General features: G+C 70.6%; 15 protein-coding genes, 1 tRNA gene and 1 pseudogene. 8 read left to right on the forward strand and 9 right to left on the reverse strand.

Annotated features, from left to right (window positions below; genetic code table 11):
- Positions 1–120 precede the first annotated feature (120 nt).
- Entirely contained in the window at positions 121–1,089 is a 969-nt protein-coding gene (locus HD596_RS23200; RefSeq protein ID WP_185071439.1) for a toxin glutamine deamidase domain-containing protein, read from the forward strand.
- A complete protein-coding gene (locus HD596_RS23205) occupies positions 1,077–1,355 on the forward strand; it encodes an SUKH-4 family immunity protein (protein ID WP_221519472.1) in 279 nt (92 codons plus the stop codon). Before HD596_RS23200 ends, HD596_RS23205 begins: the two co-directional genes overlap by 13 nt.
- Positions 1,356–1,441: 86 nt before the next feature.
- On the opposite strand, the gene HD596_RS23210 is transcribed toward HD596_RS23205, so the two are convergent.
- The 4 genes from HD596_RS23210 to HD596_RS23225 form a co-directional block, all read right to left on the reverse strand.
- Positions 1,442–3,931 carry an ABC transporter permease gene (locus tag HD596_RS23210; protein WP_185071441.1) on the reverse strand — a complete coding sequence of 830 codons (2,490 nt, stop codon included), beginning with the start codon at positions 3,929–3,931 and terminating at the stop codon, positions 1,442–1,444.
- Positions 3,932–3,935: 4 nt separating this feature from the next.
- On the reverse strand, positions 3,936–4,691 hold the full coding sequence (locus tag HD596_RS23215; protein ID WP_313044652.1) for an ABC transporter ATP-binding protein: 756 nt from the start codon (positions 4,689–4,691) through the stop codon (positions 3,936–3,938).
- A 107-nt stretch (positions 4,692–4,798) separates the two neighbouring features.
- A complete protein-coding gene (locus tag HD596_RS23220; RefSeq protein ID WP_313044653.1) occupies positions 4,799–5,449 on the reverse strand; it encodes a response regulator in 651 nt (216 codons plus the stop codon).
- 13 nt (positions 5,450–5,462) lie between these two features.
- Entirely contained in the window at positions 5,463–6,638 is a 1,176-nt protein-coding gene (locus HD596_RS23225; RefSeq protein ID WP_185071443.1) for a sensor histidine kinase, read from the reverse strand.
- A gap of 176 nt (positions 6,639–6,814) precedes the next feature.
- On the opposite strand from HD596_RS23225, the gene HD596_RS23230 reads away from it, so the two are divergent.
- A complete protein-coding gene (locus HD596_RS23230) occupies positions 6,815–7,291 on the forward strand; it encodes a hypothetical protein (RefSeq protein WP_185071444.1) in 477 nt (158 codons plus the stop codon).
- Between the two features lie 405 nt (positions 7,292–7,696).
- On the opposite strand, the gene HD596_RS61975 is transcribed toward HD596_RS23230, so the two are convergent.
- Positions 7,697–8,023 carry a hypothetical protein gene (locus HD596_RS61975; RefSeq protein WP_246554712.1) on the reverse strand — a complete coding sequence of 109 codons (327 nt, stop codon included), beginning with the start codon at positions 8,021–8,023 and terminating at the stop codon, positions 7,697–7,699.
- A 180-nt stretch (positions 8,024–8,203) separates the two neighbouring features.
- On the opposite strand from HD596_RS61975, the pseudogene HD596_RS65710 reads away from it, so the two are divergent.
- Positions 8,204–8,317: pseudogene (locus HD596_RS65710) on the forward strand (HNH endonuclease); the annotation flags it as partial.
- A 60-nt stretch (positions 8,318–8,377) separates the two neighbouring features.
- Here the strand turns inward: HD596_RS65710 and HD596_RS23240 are convergent.
- Together HD596_RS23240 and bcp are read right to left on the reverse strand one after the other, a co-directional pair.
- Positions 8,378–8,460 (reverse strand) — tRNA-Leu (locus HD596_RS23240).
- A gap of 105 nt (positions 8,461–8,565) precedes the next feature.
- Positions 8,566–9,039 carry a thioredoxin-dependent thiol peroxidase gene (bcp, locus tag HD596_RS23245; protein WP_185071445.1) on the reverse strand — a complete coding sequence of 158 codons (474 nt, stop codon included), beginning with the start codon at positions 9,037–9,039 and terminating at the stop codon, positions 8,566–8,568.
- 152 nt (positions 9,040–9,191) lie between these two features.
- Between bcp and HD596_RS23250 the strand changes: the two genes are divergently transcribed.
- A complete protein-coding gene (locus tag HD596_RS23250) occupies positions 9,192–9,521 on the forward strand; it encodes a DUF3618 domain-containing protein (protein ID WP_185071446.1) in 330 nt (109 codons plus the stop codon).
- Positions 9,522–9,546: 25 nt separating this feature from the next.
- Here the strand turns inward: HD596_RS23250 and HD596_RS23255 are convergent, their stop codons facing one another.
- Positions 9,547–10,740: an amino acid deaminase/aldolase gene (locus HD596_RS23255; RefSeq protein ID WP_185071447.1), complete on the reverse strand. Its 1,194-nt coding sequence runs from the start codon at positions 10,738–10,740 to the stop codon at positions 9,547–9,549.
- 136 nt (positions 10,741–10,876) lie between these two features.
- Between HD596_RS23255 and HD596_RS23260 the strand changes: the two genes are divergently transcribed.
- The 3 genes from HD596_RS23260 (at position 10,877) to HD596_RS23270 (ending at position 12,797) form a co-directional block, all read left to right on the forward strand.
- On the forward strand, positions 10,877–11,476 hold the full coding sequence (locus tag HD596_RS23260; protein WP_185071448.1) for a DUF6286 domain-containing protein: 600 nt from the start codon (positions 10,877–10,879) through the stop codon (positions 11,474–11,476).
- 46 nt (positions 11,477–11,522) lie between these two features.
- A complete protein-coding gene (locus tag HD596_RS23265; protein ID WP_185071449.1) occupies positions 11,523–12,071 on the forward strand; it encodes a hypothetical protein in 549 nt (182 codons plus the stop codon).
- Between the two features lie 171 nt (positions 12,072–12,242).
- The gene (locus HD596_RS23270) at positions 12,243–12,797 is read left to right on the forward strand and encodes a hypothetical protein (protein ID WP_185071450.1); all 555 of its coding nucleotides are present in this window, start codon (positions 12,243–12,245) and stop codon (positions 12,795–12,797) included.
- 5 nt (positions 12,798–12,802) lie between these two features.
- On the opposite strand, the gene HD596_RS23275 is transcribed toward HD596_RS23270, so the two are convergent.
- The gene (locus HD596_RS23275) at positions 12,803–14,179 is read right to left on the reverse strand and encodes an L-serine ammonia-lyase (RefSeq protein WP_185071451.1); all 1,377 of its coding nucleotides are present in this window, start codon (positions 14,177–14,179) and stop codon (positions 12,803–12,805) included.
- Between the last annotated feature and the right edge of the window lie 7 nt (positions 14,180–14,186).

Here is a 14,186-nt window from a genome sequence, read left to right on the forward strand (position 1 = left end):
CCGCTTGTCCCTGTTTCCGCAGGTACGGCCGGTGGTTCTGGCGGAGAATCTTGCCGACTTCCCCTCCCTGCCACGGCGACCCCTCTACGATCGGTCGTCGAGCATGACAGGAGGCAGGACGTGTTCCGCGAGCGCAAGCCGGGCGTCCGGTGGGTCCTTCCAGACGGACAGTACAACCCTGTGGTGGCGGAGGGGGTGCGGTGGCTCGACTACGAGCGCGCCGCCGGGCAGGACCCCCGGTCCGACCACGATCACCGGACGGGGGATCGCGAGCCTCGCTCCGGCCGCGATCAGCAGTCCGGTCCCGATGGGCGGACCGACCATGATCACCAGGCGGGGCACGATCGGCGGACCGCGCGTGATCGCCAGTCGGGACACGATCAATGGACCGACCATGATCTCCAGTCCGAGCGTCCCGACCTGGCCGACCTGGCCGACATGCCGGGTGACCTCCTCGACGCCGAGGAGGGCGACTGGTTCGAGCGGACGCGCCGGCCGTCCAGGCTCGCCGACTCCAGGCCGTACGGCGTGCCGGGCGGGCTCGCCCAGCCGGACCCGCAGGTGGAGCAGGACCTCGCCGAGGCGCTGCGGCCCGGCGACCGCTTCCCCGACCCGCGCGGCACCTGGGTGCGGCTGATCAACGGCGGCGGGCCCGCCGACGACCCGTTCCGGGCCTCCAACGCCGCCGACTGCGCGCTGGCCGTGCTGTCCACCTGGCACGGCGAGCCCGCCACGGCCGCGCCCCGATTCCCCGAGTACGACCGGATCGGCCGGCCCCTGCTGACCGGCGAGGAGGGAAGCCTGGCCAGGATCGAGCGGTGGGTCGGCCAGCGCTTCCAGTACGCGGGGCAGGGCCGGCACGCCTATCCGGCGATCGCGCGGCGGCTGCGCGACGCCGGGCACGGGGCCGCCGCCGTCATCGTGGTGCGCTGGCCCGGAGGCGGCTCCCACGCCTGGAACGCGGTCAACTACGACGGCGAGGTGATCTGGATCGACGCTCAGAGGGGGCACATGTCCGTCGAACCTGCCTACATGACGGTGACCGGGGTGTTCTGCGTGATACTCGACCGGCGGGGATGGCCCCGGTGAACCTCGACCAGGCCAGGGCGCTGGCCGAGGAGTACTTCAACGGCGTGCTGGCGCCCGGCGAGGCGGTGCCGGTGGGGGTGCACGGGTTCCGCGACGGATATGTGGCGTGGGTACGCGAGCTCGAACCCGACGACCCGGCCACGCTGCCGGAGACGATCGGGGGCGGGTGCATCGTGATCGACCGCGCCACGGGCGAGGTGGTGGCCCGGCCACTCCTCGACCCCGAGTCCGTCGCCGACCTCTGGCCCGGCCGCACGCCGCGCTGAGCCCGCCACCGGCCCCGCGCGACAGGGCTGGGCCATGAGGGCCGGGCGCCGCCTCCGCGTGGGGCGCCCGACCGCCTTCGCCGAGGTCAGCCGGCGGCGAGTGAGCCGACGATCGAGGCGCGTGCCGCGCGGCGGGCCGGGAGGACGGCGGCCAGCACGCCGGCCGCCCCGGACAGCAGCACGAACAGCGCGATCTGCCCGGTCGGCACCGACAGGACGGCCCCGTCCAGCATCGCCATCATCGCGGCCCAGCCGAAGATCCCGCCGAGCACCACCCCCACCAGCGCTCCGATCAGCCCCAGCACCAGCGCCTCGACGGACAGCATCCGGCGCAGCTGTGGCCGGGTCAGGCCGAGGGCGCGCAGCAGCGCCGACTCCCGGGTGCGCTCGTGGACCGACAGGGAGAGCGTGTTGGCGATGCCCAGGAGCGAGATCAGGATCGCCAGCCCCAGCAGCCCGGTGATGATCATGAGCAGCATGTCCAGCGTCTCGTCGAACTGGCCGCGTACCTCCGTCGAGCTCGACACCCGCACGGTCGGGTAGGCCGCGACGGCGGTGTCCACCACCTTGCGGGCCCGCTCGGGCGGCACGCCGTCCTTGATGTTGACCAGGACGCGGGAGTCGGGCAGGGCGCCGAAGTACGTGTCGAACGTCGCCTCCGCGACCATGACCGACGGCAGCGTCGACTGGGCCCCGTCGGTCAGCGCCACCACCTTCAGCGAGACGACCCCGGCCTTCTTGGTCTTCAGCGGAACCGAGTCGCCGAGCCGCACGCCCCGCTCCGTGGCCACGTTGTCGGCCACCGCCGCCTGCCCGGGGCCGAGGCCCTTCATGGATCCGGCGGTCACGGACGGGTCGATCGCCCCGCTGAACGTGCCGACCTCGAGCCGCCGGTCCGCGAACTCGGCCTCGGTGGTGCGTACCTGCGCCACCGAGGCCAGCTCCGGCCTGCCGCGCAGCTCCGTGGCCACGGACCTGGGGATGACCGCCTCGCGCTGCTGGCCGGCCAGCATGTAGTCGATCGGGAACTGGTCGTCCAGCTTGGCCGTCAGCGTCAGCCTGGTGGACGCGGTGACGACCGAGATCAGCGTCATGAGCGTCACGCCGATGGTCAGCGCGACCGTGGTGGTCGCGGCCCGCTTGGGGTTGCGGCCCGAGTTGTCCACCGCGAGCCGCCCCGGCACCCCGAAGAGCCTGCCGGGGATCCAGCCGACCAGCGTGCTCAGCGGCTTGATCAGCACCGGGCCCAGGATCAGCACGGCCAGGAACGTCAGCGCGCCCCCGGCCATGACGACGAAGAGCGAGACCTGCTGGCCGGGCGTGATCGCGAAGACGCCGACGGCCGTCGTGCCGAGGCCCGCCACCAGGAAGAGCGCGGCGAAGAGGCCACGTACGAGGCCCGCGCGGAACGTCTGCTCCTCGGTCTGGCTCCGCAGCGCCGCGATCGGCGCGACCCGGGTGGCCGACCTGGCGGGCAGCAGGGCCGCGCACACCGTGACCGCCAGGCCGACGGCCAGGCCGATGCCGATCGTGGCGGGGCTGAGGGTGACGGCCGTGTCGGTGGGCAGCGGGGCGTCGAACGCGGCCAGGACCATCAGCGTGAGCGAGGCCAGGCCGTACCCGATGACCAGGCCGAGCGCGGAGGCGATCAGCCCCACCACCGTGGACTCCAGCACGATCGAGCCGAACACCTGCCCGCGCGTGGCCCCGATGCACCGCAGCAGCGCCATCTCCCTGGTGCGCTGCGCGACGAGGATGTTGAAGGTGTTGTAGATGACCAGCGCGGCCACCATCATCGCCACGACGCCGAACATCAGCAGCCCCAGCGTGAACGTGCGGGTCTCCACCCCGGCCGCCCTGGCCAGGTCGTCGGCCAGCTCGGCGCCGGTCTTGACCACGTACGCGCCGCCCACGGCCGCCGCGACGGCCTGCTTCAGCCCGGGCGCCCGGCCCGCCACGTCGATCTCGCGGTAGCCCTCCGCGCCCGTCATCCACTGCGCGGTGGCGGTGGTGAAGCCGACCGCGCCGGTGTAGGAGAGCTCCTGGTCCACGCCGGGGTCGAGCAGTCCGACGAGCCTGAACTGGTGCTCGCGCTCTTTGGCGTCGAGGACCGTGATCGTGTCGCCGAGCTTGAAGCCCTGGGCCTCGGCGGTGTTCTCGTCGAGCACGGCGACCTGGTCGTCGGTGCCGGGGCCGGTGCCCGAGACGATGTCGGTGCGGTCGAGCGGCCCCTGGACGATGGACAGGGCCGTGGTGGGGGCGTTCCCGACGGTCTTGCCGTCCTTGCCGAGCACGGGCGCGGCGGCGCGGATCAGGCCCTGGGCCTCGGTGACGCCGTCCAGGGCGCGCACCTGTTCCAGGACGCGCTCCGGCAGCACGGCGCCGGGGCCCTTGGGCAGCACGGCCACGTCCACCTTGCCCGCGTCGGCCGTGACGCGCTGCGCGAACCCGGCCTGCACGGTGTCGTTCAGCACGAACGTGCCTGCGATGAACCCCACGCCCAGCGTGATCGCCAGCGAGGTGAGCAGCAGCCTGAGCTTGTGCGCGCGCAGCCCGGCCAGTGCCGTCTTCAGCACCTCCTCACGCCCTTTCCAGCCGCACGAGCGTGTCCAGGACGGACTGCGGCGTCGGCGCGCCGATCTCGGTGACCAGCTCGCCGTCGCGCAGGAACACCACGCGGTCGGCGTACGAGGCGGCGACCGGGTCGTGCGTGACCATGACGATGGTCTGGCCCAGCTCGCGTACGGAGGTGCGCAGGAAGGACAGGACCTCGGCGCCGCTGCGGGAGTCCAGGTTGCCCGTGGGCTCGTCGGCGAAGATCACCTGAGGCTTGCTGATCAGTGCCCTGGCCACGGCCACGCGCTGCTGCTGGCCGCCGGACAGCTCGCTCGGCCGGTGCCCGAGCCGGTCCTTGAGCCCGACGGTCTCGATCACCCGGTCGAACAGCTGCTGGTCCGCCTGGCGGGCGGCGATGTCCAGTGGCAGGCGGATGTTCTGCTCGGCGGTGAGCGTGGGCAGCAGGTTGAAGGCCTGGAAGACGAAGCCGATCCGCTCGCGGCGCAGCAGCGTGAGCTGCCGGTCGTTCAGCCCGGTCAGCTCCACGTCGCCGATGTGCACGGTGCCCGAGGTGGCGGCGTCGAGCCCGGCCAGGCAGTGCATCAGGGTGGACTTGCCGGAGCCCGACGGGCCCATGATGGCGGTGAAGGCCCCGGTGGCGAAGGACACGTTCACCGCGCGGAGGGCGTGCACCTGGGCGTCGCCTTCGCCGTACACCTTGGTCAGATCTCTGGCCACCACCGCGGGCGGTGCCTGGCGCCGGGTATCGGTGAGCGTCACTTTCACTCCTTGTCGCGGTTTTTCAACGTGAACCACGCTAGGAGTGGAAATTTCGGGATTGATGGGACCTGCGGATGGACTTCGTGTCGGACCTCAGATGACTCCCGTCAGACTTTCGGCCGATGCGACGGCACGATCAGCCCGGCCTCGTACGCGTACACCACGACCTGGGCCCGGTCCCGCAGCCCCAGCTTGGCCAGCACCCGCCCCAGGTGGGTCTTCACCGTCGCCTCCGCCACCTGCAGGCCGCCGGCGATCTCCATGTTGGACAGGCCGCGGGCCACCATGAGCAGCACCTCCCGCTCGCGCGGCGTCAGGTCGGCCGCCGCCACCGGCTCGTCCGTCGGGAGCTGCGCGGCGAACCTGTCCAGCATCCGCCGTAACGTGCTCGGCGACACCACCGAGTCGCCCGCGTGCACGATCTTGATCGCCTCGACCAGGTCGGCCGGCGGCACGTCCTTCAGCAGGAAACCGGCCGCGCCCGCCTTGACCGCGGCGAACGCGTACTCGTCGAGGTCGAACGTGGTCAGGATCAGCACCTTCGGGCCCTGGATGCGGCTGGTGGCCTCGACACCGTCCATGACCGGCATGCGCACGTCCATGAGCACGACGTCCACCTCGGTGGTCTCCAGCAGCTCCAGCGCCGCGGCGCCGTCGCCGGCCTCGGCCACCACCTCGATGTCCGGCTGGGCCGCGAGCACCATCCTGAACCCGGCGCGCAGCAACTCCTGATCGTCGACCAGCATCACGCGGATCACCCGGCCACCTCCTCTACGCCGCCTTGACCATGGGCAACCTGGCCAGCACCTCGAACCCGCCGCCCCGCAGGGGCTCCGCCGACACGGCGCCGCCGTACATGCCGACCCGTTCGCGCATGCCGATCAGGCCGTGACCGTCGGCGCTCCTGGGGGCCGCCGCTCCCCGGCCGTCGTCGGTCACGCGTACGACCAGCTCGGGGCCGCTGTAGTCGATCTCCACGAGCGCCCGGACGCCGGGACCGCCGTGCTTGAGAGCGTTCGTGAGGGCCTCCTGGACGATGCGGTAGACCGCGAGCTGCTGGCCCTCGGGCAGCTCGACGGGCGCGCCGCCGACCTGGAGCCGCGCGGGCACGGCCGAGCCGCGTACCAGGTCCTCCAGCTGGCCGAGCCCCGGCTGCGGCGTGTAGTCGGTGTCCGCCTGCTCGTCCTCGCGCAGGACGCCGACCAGCCTGCGCATCTCGGCGAGCGCGGCGCGGCCGGTCTTGGAGATGGCCCTGACGGCCTCGCGGGCCTGCTCGGGATCGGTGTCGAGAGCGTAGCCCGCGCCGTCGGCCTGCACCACCATCACGCTGACGTTGTGGGCCACGACGTCGTGCAGCTCCCTGGCGATCCTGGCGCGCTCGGCCGCGGCGGCCATCCTGGCCTGCTGGTCACGCTCGCGTTCGGCCCGTTCCGCGCGCTCTTCGAGCCCTTCCAGGTATCGCCGGCGGGTGCTGGCGTACAGGCCGGTCAGCCAGACCGTCACCGTGAAGATCGAGGCGCTGAAGAACATCCCCAAGGTGGGCGTTTCCCACCTGGACAGGGCCAGGAACACCCCCAGCTCCGTCACCAGGCCCGCGGCCAGACTCCAGCGGAACGAGCACCGGTACGCCACCGCCCAGAGTGCGACCAGCACGGCGAGGTTGGCGGGCAGCGGGTTGACGCCCGCCAACCACTGCCCGAAGCTGATCAGCGCGATCACGGCGAACGAGGCGACCGCGCGGTCGCGCCAGAGCAGCGGCCACAGCAGCGCGGCCGACAGGGCCACATATCCGGCCACGCCGAGGTACGGGCCGACGGTGGTCGCGGTCGGGGAGACGTTCGCGTACGGGACCACCAGGATCGCGCAGAGCGTGGCGAGCGGGGCGACCCGCAGGACGCCCGCCAGCTTCTCGTGGCGTCTCGACCACGCCCGCACCTTGCCGAACACACCCTCACGATATGTACCGCCGTGTGACCGTTGTTCCGCCTGTAGGTGGAAGTCCGTCTACGACCCAAGTCTTACGTGGCGGGGAACAGGCCGGGGTCTTACGCCGGGCTTACGGTGACTTGGGCATTCTTGTCTCTGGGAGCGCCCCTCTAGTGGGCGAGTAAAGGGAGATCGTGATGGCGGATCATGATCGCGACGCCGGGTCGCGCGGTGAAGAGGAAGCACCGCGCGACCCGACCCCTGGGGACGAGCCTGGAGAGCGGAGCAGGCTGAAGTACGGCGAGGCCCTTCCGGACCCCGGCTTCACGATGCCTCTCGCGCCGCCTCGGTCCCCTGACTCCTACCGCGAGTTCTTCCGGCAGAAGCAGGCCCAGGTCCTCGGCGCCGGCATCGTCGGCCTCCTGATCGGCGCCCTGCTGGGCGGCACCGCCGTGGCCGTGGTCAGCGGGTTCTCGCACGGGGACGAGGTGCACCGCGGGATGTACTGGCAGGAGCCGGACCCGATGCCCAGGCACTTCCAGATGCGTGAACGCCTCGACTCCGGCTGCGAGGAGGGCAAGGACGGCGGCGTCTGGTGCAGCTGGGTGGTGCCGAAGGCCCCACGCTCCGACGTCCCACCCGCCCCGATTCCCGTTCCCACCAGCAGCGGCTAGGTGTCCGATCGGCAAATGGTGATCGGTGAGCAGGGACGACATCGTTTTCTCGGAAGTGTCGGTCCCCAGCCGTAGTCTGCCTCCATGTCGAATGCCGATCCGACCCCCGAAGAGCTGGCCGGATTCGTGCGCCGGGCTCGGTCGATCACCGAGGTCCTGTCCTTGCTGGGGCTGAGAGACTCCGGCGGCCGACGGGCGAGCTTGAGCCGGAAAATAGCCGAACTCGGCATCGACACCAGCCATTTCCGGCGCAGGTCGCGAAGTAAATACACTCTCCAGGTCTTGACCGAGGCCGTTGCGGCGTCGACGAGTGTTTACGAAGTGCTCGATCGCCTCCAAATTCCACGTAGTGGTGGGGCGCATTCGCATATCAGCCGTCGGATCAGAGCCATGCGCATTGATGTGTCACATTTCAATCGCTTTCCCGGGCATCGGGAGAGCGCGCGGCCCGAGGCGTTCGAGCGCGACGCTCTCGAAGAGGCGGCCAAGGGTGCGAAGAGCATGCGGGAAATTCTGCGGCGCCTTGGCGTGGCTGAGAGCGGGAGATCCCGGGAGGAGGTTCGTCGTCAGCTCCGGTCTTTCGGCATCGCCGAACCCGCCGGCTTCCAGCGTCTCCGGCTGAACGAGAACGATGTCAGATCTGCGGCGAAAGAGTCCCGATCGGTGGCGTCGATGATGCGCCGACTTGGCCTGCCCGTCAGCGAAACGAATCGGCGGCGACTCCTTCGGCACATCGCACGCTATGGCATCGACACGGCCCACTTCGAACGCAAGATCACCAGTTCGGTGATGAGCAAGCCACGCAGAGACCCTGCCGCCGTTCTCGCGGAGCGCCCTTCTCGGACGAGCCGCACTCCGGGTGCGGTGCTGCGACGTGCTCTGGGCGAGATCGGCGTGCCCGCACGTTGCGTCATGTGCGGGACCGGAGATACCTGGCAAGGGAAACCACTGATCCTTGAAGTGGACCACATCAATGGCAATCCGCTGGACAATCGGCGAGAGAACCTGAGGCTGTTGTGCCCGAACTGCCACTCGCAGACGGCGACTTTTGCCGGGCGAAACAGAGGCCGATCAAATGCACAGGTGTGCGGGCGGGGGGACTCGAACCCCCACGGTGTCTCCACCAACAGGACCTAAACCTGCCGCGTATGCCATTTCGCCACGCCCGCGCAGCCCCCGCCAATGCGGGCCTGACACAGTTTAGCGCTCTCAGTGGGGAAGAGGAGCGCATGTGTAGACGGGTACGGGCCCTCCTGGAGGGCCCGCCGGGGTGGTCAGCTCAGGCCGAGCTTCTTCTTGAGCCCGGCCACGTGGCCCGTGGCCTTCACGTTGTAGAGCGCCTGCTCCACCTTTCCGTCCGCGTCGATGACGAACGTCGAGCGGATGACCCCCACGATCTCCTTGCCGTACAGCTTCTTCGGGCCGTACGCGCCGTAGGCCTGGTGCACGGTCAGGTCGGGGTCGGACAACAAGGGGAAGGTCAGGGCGTCACGTTCGGCGAATTTGGCAAGTTTTTCCGGTTTGTCCTTAGACACGCCGAGAACGACGAAACCCTCGGCCGTCAACTGGCCGAGGTTGTCGCGGAAGTCGCAGGCCTGCTTGGTGCAGCCGGGCGTCATCGCGGCAGGGTAGAAATAGAGGATCACCCGCTTGCCGCGGTAGGCGTCAAGTGAGACGGCCTCGCCGTCGGCGGCGGGTAGCGTGAACTCGGGCGCGGCGTCGCCGGGCGCGAGCTTGGTTTCGGTCAATGGGCCCTCCTGAGTTCCTTCCCGCCAACCTACCGGCCCGGCCGCCGTGCCGTACGGCGTGCCGACCTGACAGACTGATCAGCACCAAGAACGACGGAGCTCGCACGGCACGCGGAGCGGGCGCGGCCACGCGTGAGACCGAGAGGAGAGCCATGGCTGACACCGATCCGGACGAGCTGGAGCGGCGGATCGCGCGGACGCGCGCGGAGTTGGCGCAGACGGTCGACGCCATAGCCGACCGGGTGAGCCCCAAGCGGGTCGCCGAGCGCACGGTGTCCGACGTCAAGAGCAGGGCCACCCACTTCGTGGCGTCCGTGGGCGACGCGCTGGGGGTGACGCCGCGGCCGGTCGAAGCCGGCGAGCATCCCGATGAGATGTGGGAGGAGGAGCGGCCCGAGCTGGCGCCGGTGCTGATCGGGATCGGCGCGGTGCTGGTCGTGGGGGCGGCCATCGTGCTCTGGCGCCGCCGCAGGCGCCGCTGACCCTGCGAGGGCTCGCCGGGGCCGGTCAGAGGAAGGTCCGGCCCTCGCCCCGGTACGTGGGCACCGACTCCACCAGCGTGTCGCCGTCGACGAGGTGGAGCGCGTCGAAGCGCTCGCACATCTCGCCCGCCTTGGCGTGCCTGAACCACACCCGGTCCCCGATCCGCAGGTCCCCGGCCGCCTGGCCGAGCAGCGGGGTCTGCACCTCGCCCGCCCCCTCGTCCCGGGCGTAGCGCAGCCCGGCCGGCAGGTACGGCTGCGGCAGGCGGCTCGGGTCCGCCGTGCCCGAGGCCAGATAGCCGCCGCCGAGCACGGTCACGGTGTCCACGCCCGGGCGGCGCACCACCGGCAGGGCGAAGAGCGCGGCCGGACGCCCGGTGAAGCGGCGGTAGAAGTCGAACAGCCTCGGGTGGAAGAAGCCGGATCCGGCCGCCACCTCCGTGATGGCCTTCTCGCGTACGGTGCGCTCGACGGACCCGGTGCCGCCGCCGTTGACGAACTCCAGGTCGGTGATCTGGCGGACGGCGTTCACGATGCGGCCGCGCCTGACGATGAGGTCCCTGGCGGAGCGGGCCTGCATGAGGCGGAGGGCGCGGGTGTAGGCGGCGTTCGCGGGCGGGGCGTCGCCGAGCCCGGCGATCTGGGCCTCGTACGCCATCAGCCCGGCGACCCGGAACCCGGGGCGCTTGGCGACGGCGGCGGCCAGGTCGGCGGCCTCTTCCGGCTCGCGGATCGGCGAGCGGAGCACCCCAGCCCGAAATTTCCCGCCCAAGGCGATATATCCGGCGTCGATGTCGATGCAGGTCCGGATCTCGGCGCGGGGGCTCACCCCGGCCACGGCCGCCTCGGTGAAGTCCAGGTGGGCGGTCGAGTCGATGGTCACGGTGATGTGCCTGGCCGCGTTCTCGTCCCCGGCCAGCTCGGCCAGCGCGTGCCGGTCGGCCGTCGGATAGGCCACCAGGATGTCCGTGAACCCGTGGGAAGCCAGCCACAGGGCCTCGGGGAGCGTGAAGGCCATGATGCCCCGGAAGCCGTCCATGGCCAGGATGCGTTCGAGCACGGGACGGCTGCGGACCGACTTGCTGGCCACCCGGATCGGCTTGCCCGCCGCCCGCCGTACGAGGTCCGCCGCGTTGGCCCGCATGGCCGCCAGGTCGAGGATCGCGAACGGCGGCTCGAGGACCGCTGTGGCGCGGTCGTAGCGCTGGCGGTCGTCCATATGGGCAGCGTAACGGCATATCGGGCAAATGAATATGAGTGTTGTTCACCTTGTTGGCCGCCCCGTAATGTTCGGGCAAACGGGCGGCGGGGGCGCGGTTCCGGCCGCGCGGGAGCCGTGTACGTGTGTCGTTGTGATGACCACGCTTCAGCAGACAGTCCCCGGCGCCGCCGTCCCCGCGCGGCACACCGGGCTGCGCCGGGCGAGCAGGGCGCTCAGGCCGGCGCGAACCCTCCCTGGAGCCCTCGTCGCGCTCACGCTGGCCGCCGGGCTGGGGGCGACGGCGGCCGAGATCGTGTCAGGGCTGCTCGGCCACCGGCTCGGCTGGGTCCCCGTGAACAGGCTGGTCGAGCTCGCGGGCAGGACCACCTGGCCCGAGCTGGCCACCGCCGCCGTGGCCATGGTGGGCACGGGCACGCTGATGCTGCTGCTGGCGATCGTGCCCGGCCAGTCGATGCTGGTGCCGGTGGAGACGTCCGACCCGCGGATCGTCATCGGCATCACCCGCTCGGGCCTGCGCCGCACGCTCCGCGCGGCCGCCCAGCAGGTGCCGGGGGTGGACCGGGCCCGGGTACGGCTGCGCAAGAGCACCATCGAGGTCACGGTCATGACGGGGACGGAGAGCTCCGGCGCGATGCTCAGGCAGGTCGGCACGGCGGTGGGGGACCGCCTGGCGGGCGTGGGCACGCTGGGCACGGGCGAGGTCGTGGTCCGGCTGCGCAGAAAGGGGGCATGATGCCCGGACGCACCGATACGGTCCGGCCGCCCAGAAGGGCGGCGTGATGCCCGAACGTACGGACGCGCAACGGGCGGCCCCTCGGGGCAAGGGCCCCGCAATGCGGCAGTACGCGGGCAACCGCGTCGGCCTGGCCATCGTCGGCGGCACGCTGCTGGGCCTGGGCATGTACGCCTGGCTCCGCGGCCACGGCCGCTTCTTCGACCTGCCCGCCACCGCCAAGGTCCTCCCGGCCCAGACCCGCCGGGTGCTCGCCGACGAGCCCTGGCCCCTGTGGGTGCTGGCCCTGAGCTTCCTGCTCCTGTCGCTGGTCTCGCTCCGCTGGCTCCTGCTCAGCCTCGGCTGGGGCCGCCGCGGCGCCCGCAACGGCACGGGCACCGCGATGCTCTTCGTCGGGCTGAAGGGCGTGGAAGGGCTGGGCCGGTCGGCCGTACGGGTCACCGAGAACGGCCTGCGCGTCACCCTGACGTGCCCCTCCACCGCGGACGTGGGCGCGGTGGTGAGCAAACTGGACCACGACATCGTCGGCAGGATCCGCCGCGAGGTCAGCGACGACGACGCCGGCGCCGTCGTCCGCCTGCACGTCCGCCGCTGACCAGGCACATTCGAATTATCCGGAAATTCGGGCGGGAATTATCGGTGGCGCATAAAGCATTCGCCAATGATCTCCGGCCGCGTGTCAGACCGGGCGGCCGGTAATCGGCGGAGACTACCTTTCATTCTGTTGGTGCGGACGCACAAAAAACAGGAGATTCGCATGAACATAATGGGAAAGCTCGTCGCGGCTCTCGCCATTTCGGCCGGTACCGCCGTTGCCGGCGCCACCTCACCGGCCCTGGCCGACAACCCTCCACTCATAGACGTCATCGACGATGTCGTACCGAACGCGAGCGTGCTCTCGGACATACTCCCGAACGTGAGCGTGTCACCCTCGGTGCTGTGCATCCCCACGGCGCAGAACAGCAACAGCGCCCACGGCGACCGCAATCGGCTGGACAACAACCAGACCATCAACTGCACGCAGACCGCGCAGCAGACGTCGTCGCCGGCGAATGCGCTCAGAGATTACGAGAAAGTCATGGGGCCCTCTCAGACGCTCCCCATGGGTCTGTCGGCCGTCATCGTCGTCATGTGCCCCGCCGGCAAAGTGGCACTGGGCGGCGGTTATGCCATCACCGGCAACTTCCCGCCGAACACCAACATCGACGAGGTCATAGATGCTCCCACCCCCGCGAATGACGGCTGGCAACTGCAGTTCCTGACCACTGGCAGCACGCAATTCCAGGTTGTTCCGTTCGTTACCTGCGCCAGGCCGTCCTAGCCAGGTCAGCACTCGATCACGTTGACGGCCAGGCCGCCGCGCGAGGTCTCCTTGTACTTGTCCAGCATGTCCCGCCCGGTGTCCCGCATCGTCTTGATGGCACGATCCAGCGGCACGAAGTGGCGACCGTCGCCGCGCAGGGCGATCCGGGCGGCCGTGATGGCCTTGTTGGAGGCCACCGCGTTGCGCTCGATGCACGGGATCTGGACCAGGCCGCCGATCGGGTCGCAGGTCAGGCCCAGATTGTGTTCGATGCCGATCTCGGCCGCGTTCTCGACCTGCTCGGGCGTGCCCCCCAGGGCCTCCGTGAGCCCGGCCGAGGCCATCGAGCAGGCGGAGCCGACCTCGCCCTGGCAGCCCACCTCGGCGCCCGAGATCGAGGCGTTCTCCTTGAACAGCACGCCGATCGCGCCCGCCGTCAGCAGGAAGCGGACCACGCCCTCCTCGTCCGCGTGCGGGACGAAGCGGGTGTAATACGTCAGGACGGCCGGGATGATGCCGGCGGCGCCGTTCGTGGGCGCGGTGACGATGCGGCCCCCGGCGGCGTTCTCCTCGTTGACCGCCAGCGCGAACAGCGCGACCCAGTCCATGGCCTGCAGCGGGTCCTTCTCCGCCGGCTCCGACTGCAGGCGCCGGTGGAGCTGGTTGGCGCGGCGCTTGACCTTGAGGCCGCCGGGCAGGACGCCCTCCTTGGAGATGCCCCGGCGCACGCACTCCGACATGACCGCCCAGAGCCGCAGCAGGCCCGAGCGGATCTCCTCCTCGGTGCGGCCGAACGCCTTCTCGTTCTCCAGCATCAGCGCCGAGATCGACAGGCCCGTGTTGGAGCAGTGCTTGAGCAGCTCCTCACCCGTGGTGAAGGGGAAGGGCAGGACGGTGTCGTCCGGCTTGATGCGGTCGGCGCCCGTGGCCTTCTCGTCCACGACGAAGCCGCCGCCCACCGAGAAGTAGACCTTCTCCCTCAGCCGCTCGCCGTCGGCGTCGTACGCGGTGAAGCGCATGCCGTTCGGGTGCTCGGGCAGCGAGATCTTGCGTTCGAAGACGAGGTGCTCGCCCACGACGAAGCGGATCTCGTGCGTCCCGTAGAGCTTGACCGTGCCCGACTCGCGCATCTCGGCCAGGCGGCCGTCAATGGAGTCGACGTCGACCAGCTCGGGCTTCTCGCCGGACAGGCCGAGCAGGACCGCCTTGTCGCTGCCGTGGCCCTTGCCGGTCAGGCCGAGCGAGCCGTACAGGATGGCCTCGACCCGCGCGACCCGGGAGAGCAGGCCGTCGTCGTGCAGCCCGCGGGCGAACTTGTGCGCGGCCGCCATCGGGCCTCCCGTGTGGGAGCTCGACGGGCCGATGCCGATCTTGAAAAGGTCGAAGACGCTGATCGCCATTGATGTG

Origin of the sequence: Nonomuraea jabiensis (assembly GCF_014204795.1) — a bacterium.
GTDB classification, from domain to species: domain Bacteria; phylum Actinomycetota; class Actinomycetes; order Streptosporangiales; family Streptosporangiaceae; genus Nonomuraea; species Nonomuraea jabiensis.

Excerpts from the sequence above, each read along its gene's own strand:
- HD596_RS23205 (WP_221519472.1), top strand. The coding sequence starts at position 1,077 with ATGGCCCCGGTGAACCTCGACCAGGCCAGGGCGCTGGCCGAGGAGTAC.
- HD596_RS23230 (WP_185071444.1), top strand. The coding sequence starts at position 6,815 with ATGGCGGATCATGATCGCGACGCCGGGTCGCGCGGTGAAGAGGAAGCA.
- HD596_RS23250 (WP_185071446.1), top strand. The coding sequence starts at position 9,192 with ATGGCTGACACCGATCCGGACGAGCTGGAGCGGCGGATCGCGCGGACG.
- HD596_RS23255 (WP_185071447.1), bottom strand. The coding sequence starts at position 10,740 with ATGGACGACCGCCAGCGCTACGACCGCGCCACAGCGGTCCTCGAGCCG.
- HD596_RS23260 (WP_185071448.1), top strand. The coding sequence starts at position 10,877 with ATGACCACGCTTCAGCAGACAGTCCCCGGCGCCGCCGTCCCCGCGCGG.
- HD596_RS23265 (WP_185071449.1), top strand. The coding sequence starts at position 11,523 with ATGCCCGAACGTACGGACGCGCAACGGGCGGCCCCTCGGGGCAAGGGC.
- HD596_RS23270 (WP_185071450.1), top strand. The coding sequence starts at position 12,243 with ATGGGAAAGCTCGTCGCGGCTCTCGCCATTTCGGCCGGTACCGCCGTT.
- HD596_RS23275 (WP_185071451.1), bottom strand. The coding sequence starts at position 14,179 with ATGGCGATCAGCGTCTTCGACCTTTTCAAGATCGGCATCGGCCCGTCG.